This is a genomic window from Methanopyrus sp. SNP6 (genome assembly GCF_002201895.1).
Lineage (GTDB): Archaea > JAADCQ01 > Methanopyri > Methanopyrales > Methanopyraceae > Methanopyrus.
The window spans coordinates 689,988-704,132 of sequence record NZ_CP019436.1 but is presented as its reverse complement, the minus strand read 5'-3'; the positions used below and the strand labels follow the sequence as shown (position 1 = coordinate 704,132).

At 55.2% G+C, this 14,145-nt stretch carries 26 protein-coding genes; 24 read left to right on the top strand and 2 right to left on the bottom strand.

Features of this window, described 5'->3' with window-relative positions; all coding sequences use genetic code 11:
• Positions 1-20 precede the first annotated feature (20 nt).
• The 21 genes from ehaA (at position 21) to BW921_RS03930 (ending at position 11,218) form a co-directional block, all read left to right on the top strand.
• Positions 21-314: an energy-converting NiFe hydrogenase A subunit EhaA gene (gene ehaA, locus BW921_RS04030; RefSeq protein WP_088335641.1), complete on the top strand. Its 294-nt coding sequence runs from the start codon at positions 21-23 to the stop codon at positions 312-314.
• Positions 311-829, top strand: a complete 519-nt coding sequence (locus BW921_RS04025) for a hypothetical protein (protein ID WP_088335640.1) — start codon at positions 311-313, stop codon at positions 827-829. Before ehaA ends, BW921_RS04025 begins: the two co-directional genes overlap by 4 nt.
• Positions 826-1,089: a DUF2109 family protein gene (locus BW921_RS04020; RefSeq protein ID WP_088335639.1), complete on the top strand. Its 264-nt coding sequence runs from the start codon at positions 826-828 to the stop codon at positions 1,087-1,089. The genes BW921_RS04025 and BW921_RS04020 overlap by 4 nt, the downstream gene beginning before the upstream one ends.
• A complete protein-coding gene (locus tag BW921_RS04015; protein WP_088335638.1) occupies positions 1,086-1,328 on the top strand; it encodes a DUF2108 domain-containing protein in 243 nt (80 codons plus the stop codon). Before BW921_RS04020 ends, BW921_RS04015 begins: the two co-directional genes overlap by 4 nt.
• The gene (locus BW921_RS04010; RefSeq protein ID WP_148688668.1) at positions 1,321-1,608 is read left to right on the top strand and encodes an EhaE family protein; all 288 of its coding nucleotides are present in this window, start codon (positions 1,321-1,323) and stop codon (positions 1,606-1,608) included. The genes BW921_RS04015 and BW921_RS04010 overlap by 8 nt, the downstream gene beginning before the upstream one ends.
• Entirely contained in the window at positions 1,565-2,074 is a 510-nt protein-coding gene (locus tag BW921_RS04005) for a DUF2106 family protein (protein ID WP_148688667.1), read from the top strand. Before BW921_RS04010 ends, BW921_RS04005 begins: the two co-directional genes overlap by 44 nt.
• Positions 2,071-2,748, top strand: coding sequence for an EhaG family protein (locus tag BW921_RS04000; RefSeq protein WP_148688666.1), 678 nt, complete (start codon positions 2,071-2,073; stop codon positions 2,746-2,748). The genes BW921_RS04005 and BW921_RS04000 overlap by 4 nt, the downstream gene beginning before the upstream one ends.
• The gene (locus BW921_RS03995; RefSeq protein ID WP_088335634.1) at positions 2,732-3,403 is read left to right on the top strand and encodes a proton-conducting transporter membrane subunit; all 672 of its coding nucleotides are present in this window, start codon (positions 2,732-2,734) and stop codon (positions 3,401-3,403) included. Before BW921_RS04000 ends, BW921_RS03995 begins: the two co-directional genes overlap by 17 nt.
• 12 nt (positions 3,404-3,415) lie before the next feature.
• Entirely contained in the window at positions 3,416-3,619 is a 204-nt protein-coding gene (locus BW921_RS03990; protein ID WP_148688665.1) for a hypothetical protein, read from the top strand.
• Positions 3,620-3,628: 9 nt separating this feature from the next.
• Entirely contained in the window at positions 3,629-4,474 is an 846-nt protein-coding gene (locus tag BW921_RS03985; protein ID WP_236953796.1) for a respiratory chain complex I subunit 1 family protein, read from the top strand.
• A gap of 10 nt (positions 4,475-4,484) precedes the next feature.
• Positions 4,485-4,724 (top strand): hypothetical protein, encoded by a 240-nt coding sequence (locus BW921_RS03980; RefSeq protein WP_148688663.1) that lies wholly within the window; start codon positions 4,485-4,487, stop codon positions 4,722-4,724.
• Positions 4,721-5,056: a DUF2104 domain-containing protein gene (locus BW921_RS03975; protein WP_148688662.1), complete on the top strand. Its 336-nt coding sequence runs from the start codon at positions 4,721-4,723 to the stop codon at positions 5,054-5,056. The genes BW921_RS03980 and BW921_RS03975 overlap by 4 nt, the downstream gene beginning before the upstream one ends.
• Before the next feature lie 5 nt (positions 5,057-5,061).
• Positions 5,062-5,502: a DUF1959 family protein gene (locus tag BW921_RS03970; protein WP_168168727.1), complete on the top strand. Its 441-nt coding sequence runs from the start codon at positions 5,062-5,064 to the stop codon at positions 5,500-5,502.
• Positions 5,499-5,987 (top strand): NADH-quinone oxidoreductase subunit B family protein, encoded by a 489-nt coding sequence (locus BW921_RS03965; RefSeq protein ID WP_148688660.1) that lies wholly within the window; start codon positions 5,499-5,501, stop codon positions 5,985-5,987. The genes BW921_RS03970 and BW921_RS03965 overlap by 4 nt, the downstream gene beginning before the upstream one ends.
• A complete protein-coding gene (locus tag BW921_RS03960; RefSeq protein ID WP_148688659.1) occupies positions 5,968-7,197 on the top strand; it encodes a nickel-dependent hydrogenase large subunit in 1,230 nt (409 codons plus the stop codon). The genes BW921_RS03965 and BW921_RS03960 overlap by 20 nt, the downstream gene beginning before the upstream one ends.
• Positions 7,179-7,757, top strand: a complete 579-nt coding sequence (locus tag BW921_RS03955; protein ID WP_148688658.1) for a 4Fe-4S binding protein — start codon at positions 7,179-7,181, stop codon at positions 7,755-7,757. Before BW921_RS03960 ends, BW921_RS03955 begins: the two co-directional genes overlap by 19 nt.
• Positions 7,758-7,763: 6 nt before the next feature.
• Complete coding sequence (locus BW921_RS03950; protein ID WP_168168726.1) at positions 7,764-8,900, top strand: 4Fe-4S binding protein; 1,137 nt, start codon at positions 7,764-7,766, stop codon at positions 8,898-8,900.
• Entirely contained in the window at positions 8,881-9,342 is a 462-nt protein-coding gene (locus BW921_RS03945) for a 4Fe-4S binding protein (protein ID WP_168168725.1), read from the top strand. The genes BW921_RS03950 and BW921_RS03945 overlap by 20 nt, the downstream gene beginning before the upstream one ends.
• Positions 9,314-10,075: a 4Fe-4S binding protein gene (locus BW921_RS03940; protein WP_148688655.1), complete on the top strand. Its 762-nt coding sequence runs from the start codon at positions 9,314-9,316 to the stop codon at positions 10,073-10,075. The genes BW921_RS03945 and BW921_RS03940 overlap by 29 nt, the downstream gene beginning before the upstream one ends.
• Positions 10,072-10,710 (top strand): CBS domain-containing protein, encoded by a 639-nt coding sequence (locus BW921_RS03935; protein ID WP_148688654.1) that lies wholly within the window; start codon positions 10,072-10,074, stop codon positions 10,708-10,710. The genes BW921_RS03940 and BW921_RS03935 overlap by 4 nt, the downstream gene beginning before the upstream one ends.
• 70 nt (positions 10,711-10,780) lie before the next feature.
• On the top strand, positions 10,781-11,218 hold the full coding sequence (locus BW921_RS03930) for an HTH domain-containing protein (RefSeq protein WP_210400499.1): 438 nt from the start codon (positions 10,781-10,783) through the stop codon (positions 11,216-11,218).
• On the opposite strand, the gene hflX is transcribed toward BW921_RS03930, so the two are convergent.
• Entirely contained in the window at positions 11,215-12,486 is a 1,272-nt protein-coding gene (gene hflX, locus BW921_RS03925; protein WP_148688653.1) for a GTPase HflX, read from the bottom strand. The genes BW921_RS03930 and hflX overlap by 4 nt on opposite strands.
• Positions 12,455-12,877: a DUF2209 domain-containing protein gene (locus tag BW921_RS03920; RefSeq protein ID WP_157665951.1), complete on the bottom strand. Its 423-nt coding sequence runs from the start codon at positions 12,875-12,877 to the stop codon at positions 12,455-12,457. Before BW921_RS03920 ends, hflX begins: the two co-directional genes overlap by 32 nt.
• Before the next feature lie 58 nt (positions 12,878-12,935).
• Between BW921_RS03920 and BW921_RS03915 the strand changes: the two genes are divergently transcribed.
• Genes BW921_RS03915 through BW921_RS03905 form a run of 3 tightly spaced genes read left to right on the top strand, consistent with a single transcriptional unit; the run spans position 12,936 to position 14,141 of the window.
• Positions 12,936-13,322 (top strand): DUF356 domain-containing protein, encoded by a 387-nt coding sequence (locus tag BW921_RS03915; protein ID WP_236953795.1) that lies wholly within the window; start codon positions 12,936-12,938, stop codon positions 13,320-13,322.
• Positions 13,285-13,833, top strand: a complete 549-nt coding sequence (locus tag BW921_RS03910) for a cyclopropane-fatty-acyl-phospholipid synthase family protein (protein WP_148688650.1) — start codon at positions 13,285-13,287, stop codon at positions 13,831-13,833. Before BW921_RS03915 ends, BW921_RS03910 begins: the two co-directional genes overlap by 38 nt.
• Positions 13,830-14,141 carry a MazG nucleotide pyrophosphohydrolase domain-containing protein gene (locus BW921_RS03905; protein ID WP_157665950.1) on the top strand — a complete coding sequence of 104 codons (312 nt, stop codon included), beginning with the start codon at positions 13,830-13,832 and terminating at the stop codon, positions 14,139-14,141. Before BW921_RS03910 ends, BW921_RS03905 begins: the two co-directional genes overlap by 4 nt.
• The last annotated feature ends 4 nt before the right edge of the window (positions 14,142-14,145 follow it).

Below are 14,145 nucleotides of genomic sequence, written 5' to 3'. Positions count from 1 at the left end.
ATGTTGGGGGAAACCTTAAAATGAAGGATCCCGAGTTAGTGGCTGCGGGAGTGGCGGCCGCCGTTGCGTTCGGGACGGCACTAGCGCTGGGCCTACCACCGATCCAGCCCGATAAACCCCGCAGGAAGTCATGGAAAGTATCGGCCGCGTTTCCCACGCCGGTGATAGCCGCCGGTGCGACAGTACTCGTGATCAGGGTGATCGAGTACCGTTCTCCGATATCGCTCGCGATCGTAGGCGCTGTCGTTGGGGCGTTGTCGGCGGCCTTCACCGCGTACATCGAGAAGGTGTTCCCCCGACCCGAGGAGGGGTGATCGGACTGCAGGAAGTCCAGATTCTTCAGATAGTCGTCGGATCAGTCCTCGCGTGGCTGAACTTCGTCATCGTAGATATACTTATGGGATTGCCGGAAGCTCCAGGTGTTAAAGGCGCAGAAGCCATCGGACGCTCAGTCGAACGCCGAGGAGGTGACATCGCCGGCGGCTATTTCATGGGCAATATAGTGTGTTCACCAGACGCGTCTGCCGGTACCTTACTGGCTTCTTCTGGGTACTACTGCCTAGGAGGACCGGAAGGTGGGTTGGTTGCGGCTCTAGCGGTGTATTTGGGTAATCGTCTGTGTGCCGATCCCGGATACGCCGGTACCATCGGGTCGCTTACGGCCACCGTGTTGGTGACTCTCTACGATAAAGTGCTTGGAATGGACCCCGCCAACTTCGTCGCTGGAATGGTGATAGCGATCATGACTATCCACGGTGTTGACCACCCTCGGGCGTCCCGGCTAATCGGTGATATCGCCCGCCGGATGGGGAGGGGGGTCGAAAAGTGATATCCGCACAAGCGGTGATAGCGGCCGTCGTAATTCTGATGTCATTGCGCCTCCTGGTAGCGAGTGATCTCTACGCTCAAATGCTCTACCTCAACGTGGTAGGGTTCGGACTCGCAGGTCTCGTGGCAACGATGTGGCGTACCGACATGGGTCTGATAGCGGCCATATGTGTGTTCATCTTCTCAACGCTCGAGTCTAACGCTATCTCCTACACAATCCGAAAGGTCGAGGAGATCAGAAGGGCGGGCGAGTTGGATTGAACTGGCTCCTCTTCACCTCGCTCATCGCCTGCATCTTGGGATCGATCGCCACGGTGTTACGCCGTGATCCTCTTCAGAAGCTTCCTTCGATTGCGCTGGTTAAATCGGGTATGATCTGTGCCGTAGCTGCGGAGGGGTACCTCGATGTCGCTGCCGCCGGCGTGGCCCTCGAGGTGGTAGGGACGATAATGTTCTGCGTATATCTGATCCGGATTGAGGAGGTGAGGCGAAGTGCATGAGTGCGAAGTCATACTGTACACCGGTGCTTTCATGATAGTCGTCGGCACGTTAGGAGCGGCGATAGGGCCTGCTCGTTCAGACCCCGTCGTAAAATCCCTCAACCTGGAACTAGCGACGGTAGGCGTGTGCCTGGTATTCCTAGCGTTCAATCACCTACTAGCCCTAATCACGTTCATCGCGGTCGGCGCCTTCGCGACCCCGATATTGATGAGGGCGATATTGAGGGTGGAGGCCAGTGAGCGTGACCGCGAAGCTCTCGAGGGCTCTGAACGCGATTAGACGGCCTGAAAGCATGGTGTCAGTGTATTGCCTTCTCCTGGCTGTACTAGCACTCTTAGGTTTGCACTGTGGATATTCGTACTATCGGGAGCAGCTCTACCCACGGCCCGCGCCGCAGGTTCAGATGAAGGCCGGGGACCCACTCGCCCCCTACGATCGCGGGGGAATTCCACTCGAAAGCCCGGGAGTGACTATATCGCAGTACCCCCAGTTCGAACCCGTCCGCGGGTGGGTTACCTCCTACCTGACACCGTTCACCAGGTGGCTGGCTCGCAACTCTAAGCACTGCGGTACGACGATCGTGTCCCATCCTGGCGGCATCCTCGATGAAATCCTCTACTACACGCGAGGCTTGGACACGGTCCTTGAATCGTCCATCATGTTCGTGGCCTTCGTGGTATTCTCGTGGATAGTCCGAACCAAGACGATCGGTGAAGAGGCGATGGAAAGGGAGGGAAGCGAATGATAGTTCCTCACGCCGTTCCAGAGATTACCGTGAATATGTATCATGTGGCCGTAGCCGCTGGGATATCGGTAGGTCTGATCGCGGCGGTCGACATCGCGGCGGATCGCAACCCACTCAACAGGCTGACTATGACCGACGCACTGGAAGTCGGAGCGTTGACACTCCTGGCCTCCGTCGGTACCGACCTAGCGGAGTGTTTGATTCTACCCGGACTGGTGGTCGGCTTGGCCGAGTTGATAGCTACGGCTGAAGTACTAGTCGCCCGATACACGGACGGGGATTCTCTACCGGAGTTCGAACCCTTGGACATGGAGATCCTCCGGACGGCGCCGACGGCCATCATGGTCGGACTGGTAGTCTACGGGGTTTTACTCACGGGCTTCACCGGAGGGGCCGTGGCGGGCTCAGGAGCGGCGTTCTACCTGTTCTCCAGGGCGAATCGACCGCACTATGAGGAGTGGCGAGGGATGGAGTCGATCTCAGGGATCGGTTGGGCGTTCTGGGTAGCCGGTTTCAGCACGTTCTTCCTACACCCAGAAGCGTGGCTCCTAGCCCTGATCCTGGCGGGCACCGGTGGAATACTCGTTAAGGTCGGCCCCAAGCTCACGCTGCTGGGTTACGCCATGGGTTACGATGTGAGAGCGGGGGCTCAGCGACGTGTACCCGAGCGGTAAGGTACTCTTCATAGTGCCGCTGGGTGACATAGTGCCGTACCTAAGCACGATTAACACGATCATTTTGGCAGTCCTTCTCGCAGTTCTCGCACTTCCTATCCTCAGCAATACCGATGTGTACGTTGAAATAGACCACCGCAGGCCTCGGATCAAAGCCAAGATCGTCAGCCCACGGGAGGACAAGATCAAAGCGGCCCTGGCCTTGGTCTCAACTCTCGCGGCTATCGGCGTCGTGACTACTGGAGACGTCTTCAACTTCACTCTGTTCCTTTCGCTGCTCGGAATCTCCAACATGGGGCTAATAGGCACCACCGTCGAAGATGAGTTCGCGCTGGAGTGTGCCTTCAACTACGGTCTCATGTGTTTGATAGCTAGTTTACCCCTATTCGGAGGTGCGGCACTCATACTCGCCTCTACGGGCACTCTGAGCGTTCATGAGTTGATGAAAATGCCGAAGGGAGCTGGAGGTTGGACGCTAACTTACGGTAAGACCCTGTTAACGGTTGGAGTCATCGGAGAGGCCGGAGTCGGCCCCTTCTACGCGGTTAAGGTGGACTCGTTCCGTCGGATCTGGGGCCGATACGCCTTCGTGATACACCTGACGACGCTGTTGACGTTCTCCCGTTACCTGGAGTTGCTTGCGGCCTTACCCTAGGGGGACGGTGGCGTGCGGTGGGTGCCGGTGGTTGCGGTACTGGTGGCGGACCTGACGCTCGTGTGGATTGACGTTGCCAGACCGTGGCTCGTGGACAGATATCACGGGTTGTTCTCCGCTCTAACGATCTTGGCGATCTCCATCACGATCTTCGTCCTAGGATGGGCGCTCTCGCCTCGAGGTGACCGGGATAGGACACCTTTCCTGGGGTACTGAGCGTTGATCGTGCTCGAAACCCTGGTAGGGATCACCGAAGCCTTCCTGGTCGGAAGCGTGTTCCTCGGACTGCACCGGAAGGTGATGGCGCGCATCCAGCGTAGACCGGGACCGCCGATAGTTCAAGAGTTCCTCCACACACTGAAGTTCATGATCAAGGAGGGATACGCCCCACTGACCTCGGCGGAGTTCCTGTACTGGATGGTGCCGGTTTTCAACGTGATAATCTGGTCGGCTGCGGTCACCATCTCTGCCGTGTATCGTGGCAACCTGCTCCCGTTCTTCGCCCTGTACGCGTCCTACAAGGTTCTCTCCCACGGTGCCGGAGTGTCCTCAGGTTCCACTTACACCAAGATCGGTGGTGTGCGACACGCCATTATGCCCGCCGGCGAGCTGGCGCTGGCCTGTTCCCTGATATCGGCGTACTTCATAACAGGGCACATGGACGTGTCCGGTATACTAGCGTGGGAACACTCCCACGGCCCACTGATAGATCACATCCCGTTCTCGGCCTTGGCGTTCTTCACCCTCCTATGGGTGGACTCGCCTTACTCCCCGTTGGATCCCTCGAAGGGATATGACATCGTCGAGGGCTACCTCACGGAATATCCGGGGTTCCTGCGTGGGCTGATGTATGTGGCTGAGGCACTCAAGTACTACTGCGAGCTCTGGGTGTTCCAGGCAGTGTTCTTGGGGATATCAGACCCAGTCTCTCACCTCCTAACTATGGGGGCTCTCACGCTACTCCTGGCCTCGATGTGCGCGCTGACGCCGATACTGAATCCGTACCAGGCCGTCGGGTTCCACGTGATAATAGCCTCGATGATGTTCCTGGACTTCCTTATCTTCGGATAGGGGGGTCCCGTTGCGATCGCACCTCTGCGTACTGTCGTTATCTTTGGTCGGGATGGCCGCGATCCTGCTCTTCGAGCACTCTATCTACGCTAAAGCCGGAGGAGTGCTGCTACTGGCGTCGTCAGTTATCTTTCTCGTTTGCGCCAGGTTGGAGCGTGCATTACACAGAACCGAACAATTAGCAGTGGTGGCAGCGATCCTGCTGATCCTCGGTGTCTCGATACACACGCTAAGGGCGGGTCACCTATGATCGGCTTCGAGGGCAGGATGTTCGTCGAAGCAGTGATCGTGGGCGCTGTAGCGACGTTTCTGGCAGGTTCGTTGGTGGGTCTCGAGTACAGCTATCGCATGTACCCCGAGATCTTCCGAGAGCGGAAGGTGGATCCGATCGGTCTGCTGCTGGCGATACTGGGATGGACACTCCTGGCAGTATCCTGGGTGCGATCGGCGCCGGTAGGGATCTGGATAGCTGCGTTCCTGATCGGGTACGTGGTGAACATGCGACCGGGGTATGGACGAGTTGAAACCGCGTTAGGAATTGCGATTTTTCTCGCCGTCCTCACCTGGCTTGAGGGGTTATGACCGCGATGATACGGTTCCTGACAAGGCGGAAGAACATCACCGAAGAGGACCTAAACGAGCGTTATGCTGAGGATCCGGATCTGGTACTCCGCGTCAAGAAGTGGATCCTCACCAGCCACGCATATCGTCGGGACATCGTGCACCGTCTGGCTGAGCTTCTGAACGTTAACGAGGATCATGTGATCGATGTACTGTCAAGGGCACGGTCTTGTTCCGGACTCTATGGGCTACACTCGGAAGTTGAACAGGTCGAGCGGTTGCTGGACAACGTCGACGATGAAGTGGTCGCTCTAGCGGTACTCATGGATGTGGTTAGCGATGGAAAACTCGGTGAAGCTTTGGAGAACGAACTGCTACGAATGTTTGAAGGACGAAAGTCCGTGCCGATAGACCGTAAGGTGTTAACAAAGTTCTTTACCTCTCTCCGCGAGAGGGGGATTATATGAGTCTGAAATCAGTGCTCAAAAAATTGAAAGGGTTTGTGAGATCTAGGTCTATTCACGTAACAGTAGTGAACACCGGTGGGTGTAATGGCTGCGATATTGAAATCCTGGCTTGTTATACTTACCGATACGATCTAGAACAGTACGGTATCTATTACCACAATAATCCGAGGAAATCTGATGTCCTAATAATCACTGGACCAGTTACGTATCAGTGGCGAGATAAGCTAGTCAAGCTGTACCATAAGGTCCCTGAGCCCAAGGCCGTCGTCGCTGTGGGCACCTGCGCGTGTTCTGGTGGTATCTTCAACCAGCGGGGAGGTCGCGTATGTGGGCCGGTACGCGAGGTGATCCCCGTAGACGCGGAGGTTCCAGGATGTCCACCACGGCCCGAGGAGATAGTCTCCGCTGTCGTCGACGTGCTTCCTGCTTTGTTCCGCAGTTGGGAGTTCCGTAGGGGTGGAGCCCATGAAGCGCAGGAGGCGTGAGATCCGATCCAACGTTCAAGTCGTGGACGTCGAGACGGGTGAGATTGAGCCGATATCACACCGCATCCCCGTAGGTCCTAATCATCCGATCCTTAAAGAGCCTCTCCGGATTAAGCTGGCAGTTCGAGGAGAAGAGGTCGTGGATTGCAAGGTAGAGATGGGATACTGCCACCGTGGTATCGAGAAGATCATGGAGGGAATGCCTTGGCAGAAGGCCGCCTTTCTCGCAGAACGAGTCTGCGGAATCTGCTCCCACGCGCACAACATGTGCTTCATCGGAGGTGTTGAGAAACTCGCCGAGGGAGACCCCGCTCCGCGTGGGCTGTTCCTCCGTGTCCTTGTGCAAGAGCTAGATCGGATTCAATCCCACCTCATAGCCAACGCCGCCTACTTCTATTCGATAGAGCATGAGACTATGTTCGTATGGAATATGAACACTCGTGAGCGCGTCCTGGACTGCATCGAAGAGATAACAGGTAACCGGATCCTGACAGGCTGGAACGTCGTCGGTGGTGTTCGAATGGATGTCACAGAAGACCAACTGAACAACGTTCTCGAAACCTTAGACGCAATCCGTGACGACGTGATAACGTACCGACGAATTGCCAGTAACGATCCCTTCATTAAACTCCGATCGCGTGGCGTCGGAGTGATCACGAAGGATCATATCAGGAAGTACCGAGTCGTAGGACCTCAGGCTAGGGCTTCTGGAGTTCCGGAATCCGACATGCGTCTCCAAGAGCCTGTCTATCCGGAACTGGGCTTCAAGCCCGTTTACAGGAAGAATGGAGACAACCTATCCAGGATCTTGGTCAGATATGACGAGTGTTTGCAGTCCATGGAGCTCATCGAGCGGGTCGTCGATGAGTTACCCGAAGGAAGGCATCGACGGGAGCTTGAGGTGGACGCGGGACACGTCGATAATCGCGTCGAAGCCCCACGAGGGGAACTCGTGTATGACATGGAACTAGCATCTGGAGGAGTAGTGAAGCGCGTTACGATCCGCACACCTTCCGTCCCGAATATCCGAGTCTTGGAGGCGATAGCGCCTGGGTCCCCTAGCATCGCAGACGCCGTGGCCACATATGCGAGTCTGGACCCGTGCGTCGCGTGCAACGAGAGGTTCGTGGTGATAGATGAACGTGAGGGTAAGGTCCTTCTGGAAGGTAAGGCACGGGAGGTGATCCGTGCTTGCTCCAGGACTTCTTAAACCACGTACTCAGCCGTGAAGGGTTCAAGCGTCTGTTCGACGCTCACACCCCTCGGGAGATAACTCGAAGACCTGCTCGGTTCCGGGACTTTCCAGACATCGACCTGGATCAGTGCGTTTTGTGCGGAACCTGTGCCGATGCCTGTCCAGTTGAGGGACAGAATGGATGCCCGCCTGCGATGGAAATGTCCGAGGAAGGGCCCATCCTACACAGGGAACGTTGTATTCGCTGCGGTCTCTGCGTGGAAGTATGCCCAACAGGAGCTATCGAGATGGGTACGCTCCACGAGGAAATCGAGGAACGAATCCAGCCGCCCAAGCCCGCTCGCATTGTCGTTGACAGTGACTTATGCGTAGGTTGTGGTAAGTGTGAGAGCGCCTGTCCGTCCGACGCCATCACCGTGAAAGAGACTGCCGAGGTGGACGAAGAGCGTTGCGTACTATGCGAGGTGTGTCTAGAGGTATGCCCAGTTGCGGGTGCTATCAAGCTGGTTCCTACGGACACCGACGAACTAGTGAAACGATGGGAGGAATACCTCGAAGCTTCGCTTCGGGGGTGACCGGTGGTGACCGATCTTCACTTCTTCTTTGAGGATCGCCTCCGTAACGTGACCGTAAACATCGTGGAAGTCGAACGGCCCGACGAGTGCGCGGGATGCGGCCTCTGTGATGAAGTCTGCCCTACCGGAGCGATCGAGATAAACGAGCAGATACGGCTCGATGAGGATCGGTGTGTAGCATGTTCTTTCTGTGTACAGGCGTGTCCCCGTGATGTATTCAGGTTTTATGAGATATCATTTACGGAATTAAAGCCGAAACGCAGACCTGTTCGTGTTCCTAAAGCGGATATTGAAGTGAAGTTCATCGGTGTTGATCTCCGCACATGTGATCGCTGTGAAGATAAGCCTTGCATTGAGGTTTGCCCCACTGGAGTTATGCGTGAGATCATTGAAGAGCATAGAATAGACTTGGACGCATGTCGTGGATGTTTAGAGTGTGTAAAAGTTTGTCCCTATGGTAGTGTTACAGTAGAGTTGGAAGTACCTCAGCTCAAACGTCGAAGTAATCCACGACTGAATAGGGAGCTGTGTGTTGAGTGTAACCGCTGTCACGAGGTGTGCCCGACAGGCGCAGCTGACAACGTTCCAGATGGGGATCCGGACCCTGAACGGTGCTTAGGATGTTACAATTGTGTAGCATACTGTCCTACGGAAGCACTGAAACGACCTGATCACCGTCCACGACCTAAGTGTACCGACGAAGTGTTTTACATACGACCCGACATGTGCATAGGATGTCGTATATGCTACGATATCTGCCCGGTGGACGCTATATGCATCGAGGAAATAACTCGGATGCCTGTGATCATGCCCGACCTGTGCGTGCGATGCGGCTTGTGCACGGACGCCTGTCCGACATCTGCCGTGGACCGCATACCTACGGAGGAGGCAGAGCGTGAAGTGCTGCGGTCTCGGATCTCCGATGCGTTCCTCGGCATCTTAACCCGAGAAATGCTGGAAGCAGCCGAGGAATTCGGCTCAACTACTAAGACTGAAAGGAACGTCGAGGAGAGGCTTTCCGAACTTTTAGAACGTAAGATGTCCAAGGAAAGGGTACGCCGTATCGTCAAGTTCGAAGTGAAGAACGTGATAGAGGAGCTCATGGCTGAGGTGGTGAGTGGACGTGATCATCGAAGTCCGTGAAATTGTTGTGATACACGAGTTATGCCGCGCCTGTGGTCTCTGTGAGAAAGAGTGCCCCACAGACGCGATCGAGGTGGAGGATTCCACTAAGATCGACGAGAAGAACTGCGTACGGTGCGGCTTGTGTGTGGAGGTATGTCCTTTTGATGCCATACTCCTCGGCCGTGCCATATGTGAGCTTCCCAAAGGAAGCTACCGAATCGAGGTTCTGACAGAACGTCCAGAGGTGGGCGTGCGAATATCCGAGTCCAAATGCGTCGGTTGCCAGGCGTGCTCTTCTTCCTGCCCGGTTGAAGCGCTCTCCGGCTCAAAAGGACCTCTTCCCAAGTTAGACGTTGATCGGTGTATAGGATGTCTCGAGTGCGTTCGAACCTGTCCGTCCCGTGCTATCGAACCCGTGGGGGACTCCGGAGATGAAAACGCTCGAAATTCCGATCGATAAAGTGGTTGAAATGGTGTTAGATAGTGTGGAAGACGCTGATAGAGATATAGTGTTGGAAGTACTTTCTGAGACACCAGCTGTACGTCGGGAGTTCGTGACTATAGACTCCGAGCGATGTGTAGGGTGCAAGACATGCTACGAAGAGTGCCCGGTAGATGCTCTAACAGAACCTGACAGTACCAATCCTCCGGAAGTTGATCACGACGCATGTGTAAGGTGTCGGTTATGTGCCAAGTCTTGCCCTGTAGATGCTATCAAGGTGGTATCCGGTGAAGCCCGAGTAGCTGATAACAGTATTGAAGTGAAGCTCGAGGAAGTTGATGTAATAAGACGTAAGTTCGTACTTAGGAGGGCAATCCTGAGAGAAGATCTATGCATAGCCTGTCGTCTTTGTGAGCAGATTTGTCCTGTCGAGGCACCAAATGTTGATAAGTTGAGGATAGACGAGGATAAATGCATAGGCTGCAAAGCTTGTGAGCATGCATGTCCTGTCGATGCTATCGTTATCGAGCGTACCTTAACACCTCCTGAATTCGAGCGTGAAATTGAGTTGGATCAGGATCTGTGTATAGGATGTGGGGTCTGTGTAGAAGTCTGCCCAGTGGACGCTGCCGAGATGGATGGCGATGTCGCCAATATTTCCTACGATCTGTGCATAAGATGCGGAGAATGTGCTCGAAACTGTCCGACTGGTGCGATAAAGATCAAGGAAGTTAGGGAGGAAGTGCGATGAAAGCCGAGATGTGGGCCACTAAAGAGTACCCTAAAGTGAAACCCGAGGACGGTCTCGAGCAGGCTGTCCGAGAGCTCGCGAGGTACTCCGAGTACACGGCTGTCGTGGTGAACGGTTCGGATCGTTTGGTCGGCTTAGTAACGTCCAACGACATCGCTCGAGGACTCACCGCTGGCGCCGAGACGGTCGAGGAAGTATGCCGATCGCCGGAGTCGATCTCTCCCTCCGACCCTATCACGAAGGCCGTGGAAATCCTTACGGACTCCGACCTCACGCTCGTCCCACTGGAGGAAGACATGCGGGTGGTCGGTGTCGTTACGCTCAGGACCGTCGTCGAGCTCATGTCTAACCTTTACGACACGCCGGCGCGGGATCTACTGGAGAAGATTCAAGAGAACGTGCCTGGAATATCATGGGATGAGTTCATCGAAGCAGCCACGATGGTATTCAACCGCGAATTAAATCGAGATCTTACGCCCGAGGAGTTCGAGCGTAAGATAGGTGATAGGACGTTCGGATACGTACTATGGCTCATGGGGGGTCTAGAAAACCTCTTTATTTACCTGTTTAAACTCGGGGAGGCCGTGGTCGCCAGGAAGGTTGCCAAGCGCAGACGCGAGCTCAGGGGGATGTAATGCCCTACGACGGTGTGGAAAGTTAAAATCCTCGAAACGTTATAGGGGACGGAACGGGGGTGATCCTGACGTGGCGCGTGACGACGAGATTGCCGTACTCACGCAGTCTAGGCTGGAGCGTGTCGCGAGGAGTCGCCCCAGAGGTGATCTGTGGGAGTTCTTGAAGCGAGCGTACGAGAAAGGCGTGAAGATAGACGCGGGTCACCTCATCATTCTGTCCGTGTTGGAGGAAGCGAACAGGCTGCTAGATCAGCTCTCAAAAACCGTGGGCGAAAAGCGTGCAAAGCAAATATTGAAAGATGCTGGTATCTACACTAAAACCGGCAATTATGTGAGTGGTGAACTACTTAAAGAGTACATCAGTCGAGAGAGTCGCGTAGCCGTCCACAATAGGGTGAAAGATCTCCGTAAGATGGGCTTCAAAATCGACGGAAAGCCCGGTCCCGATGGAGGTTATTCACTGATCCAAGTTCCGGAATGGTACCGGAAGAGTTCACGTAAGGATTAATCCAATATCTCCACTTTACCGAATCCTTTCACGGTACCTCTCACGGTTCCAAGGGCCTTTTCACTGACCTCGAGGAACACCTCAACACCGTCGTTCGACCAACGCTCGTCTAACACGTTTCCGAGCTCATGCAGTTTCGAAACAACCCGCATGGTTTCGTTCCTCATCGGTAGCTCGATACGGACGTTCTTCCAGTACCTGGAGAGCACCTTACGCATCTTGGCCTTGAGGTCGTCTAGACCTTCCCCGGTCTTAGCGGAAACGGCCACCGGATGGGACACGTACCCTTCCAGTTCCCGGAGGCGTCGCTCCGCTTCCTCCCATCCTATCAAGTCCGCCTTGTTGAGCGCCGTTACGATGGGACCCTCAGCGCCTATCTCATCCAACGTCCTGTGGCACACCCGGAGTTTACGCTTGATCTCCGGTAACTCGTCACTGACGTCTACCACCAGCAGAATCAGGTCGGCTTGGGCGGTTTCCTCAAGAGTCGATTTGAAAGACTCCACGAGCCAGTGAGGTAAGTTATCCACGAATCCGACGGTGTCGGTGAGTAGTACGCGGTGTCCATCCAGGTCTACGGCCCTAGTTTTGGTATCCAGCGTGGAGAACATCTTGGAATCCACGTAAACAGCCTCGTCGGTTAGGGTCCGCATTAGGGTGCTTTTACCCGCGCATGTGTACCCGGCCAATGTAACCAGTTCGAACCCTAACCTATGTCGGTGCTTCCTCTTGAGCTCTCGATCTTTCTCGATCCGTCGGAGTTCACGCTCTATCTTGGCGATCTTCCGTCGAATCATTTCCTCGTATTTGTCGGCTTCATACTTACCGAGACCGCGGAAACCCGGACGTTCCTCCTTTTTAGCTAGGTTCACCATCTCACGTGCCCTGGGAAGTTCGTACTTGAGCTGCGCGAGCTTCACTTGCAGTTTGGCTTCGCGGGTTCGAGCTCTCTGTGCGAATATCTCTAGGATCAACTGGAACCTGTCGATTACCTCGACTCCCAGCTCACCTGCCAGGTTGAACGCCTGGACAGGCTTAATCTCGTTTTCGAAGATGACTTTGTCCACGTCGTTCTCGCGCACGAACTCGGCCAGTTCTTTGACTTTTCCTTCTCCTATATGGTGCCTGGGGTCTTCATGACGGACCTGTCTGAACGAGCCGACGACGTCGTAGCCGGCGGATTCGGCCAGCTCTTTCAGTTCATCGATGCGGCTCTCTTGTCCCCACTCCAACCGTTCAACCAAAACCGCCCGAGGGCGACTGGGCAACCTTCAACCCCATCTTCACACCTCTGTAGACTCCGTAGGCGAGCTTATGCGCCATTTCCACTACCTCTCGCTCGGCTACGGTCTCGGCATACTTGAACGGGGCTCCTAGAAGGGCCGAGACCCTCCACTCCGGTTCTCCGAAGAACTCACCCGGCTCCGCCACCACCATGTACTCGTCGTCCTTGTCTAGGCCATTAAGGGCCCGGGAGACCTCCTCGGTCAGTGTCCGCAGGTTCGGGGGCTCGCAAGTACACACGACGAACACGTTCACATCCCTGACCGTAAACACGTTGAACCCATCCACCTCGGCCGACACGCAGGCCGTGATCCTATTATAGTGCCCGTCATCCTCCGCGTGTCGGCCCGAGACGTCGACACCGACGATATTCACCCTGCCGCCCAGGTTAATCCCCCCAGCATCGGGAGAGTGAGGGGACCAAAACTTGTTCGTGGTGATCAGGTCGGATTCTTACGAGAAGATACTCACAAGCTTGTCGGATATCGAAAGGTATGCGGGTATTAAAATCTTGGGCAAACCGAGAATTATGGATCCGGAAGTTGCCGACACGATAGTACGGGAGCTTTTGGGCGAGGTGCGAAGAAGGTATCCAGTGGCCGCGGTCGCTCGCGTAGAAGGTGAACCGGCTGAAATTATTCGGAAGATCTCTGACATCCATCCTCCGGCTCATCTGATCGTTATAACACCCAGGCACGGTGACGTGTACAGGGGAATAGCCCGCAGGTTCGGAAAGCTCGAGGAGCTTCGCGGATACCACTCGCCTAAGCGGAGGATCGAAGATGATAGGGAGAAGGAAGGTCGAGAGACTGCTCGATGAGTTCCCGGACGAAGTTGAGTATCACCGGAGCGACGGTCATGTGGTGACGTGCCCAACGGAGCTATACTTCGTACCGACACCCATCGAGACCGTAGTTAGGATCCTTCGAAAGCTGGAGTTAACCCCTGAAAATAGGGTGGTGGATCTGGGTTGCGGAGACGGTCGCTTCGTGATCTCGGCTGCCTACCTGTACGGGTGTGAAGGGGTGGGAGTGGACGTACGGGAGGATGTACTCGAGTTAGCCCTCACAAAATCCGAGACGCTTGGGGTAGACGATAAGACCATCTTCATACATTCTGACGTCCGGGACGTCAACTTGCGGGAGTTGGACCCGGACGTCGTATTTGTGTATTTAGTGCCTTCCCTTCTCGAGGAAATATCGGAGGAACTGGTATCGTGCGGAGCTACCATTGTGAGCTATACCTTCGAGGTTCCAGGATTAGGCGCACCGGAGGTGCTGCGACTGGACGATTTACGACGCGCTTACGTGTACAGGGGAGTCTCACATTGAACCTCGTAGCTGAGGCCGTCAGAAGGTTCAAGTCGGTTGATCTGATACGCTCTCAAATCCTCGGCCTTAAGGGGTTACTGCCACGGAAGGATCGAGCGGTAGAGGTGTCCACCGGCGCGAGACTCGTGGAGGAGGCTATCGAGGTTAGGAACGTGGTACGTTCCGGCGACCGGGAAGCGCTCATTGAGGAGCTGGGTGACCTACTGATAGAGATCGAAGCGTTTCTCACAGCTCACGATATCGACCTAGAGGAGATCGTAGAGAGACAGCGGACTAAGCAGCGGGAACTCGGACAGATGGAGGGATGACCGC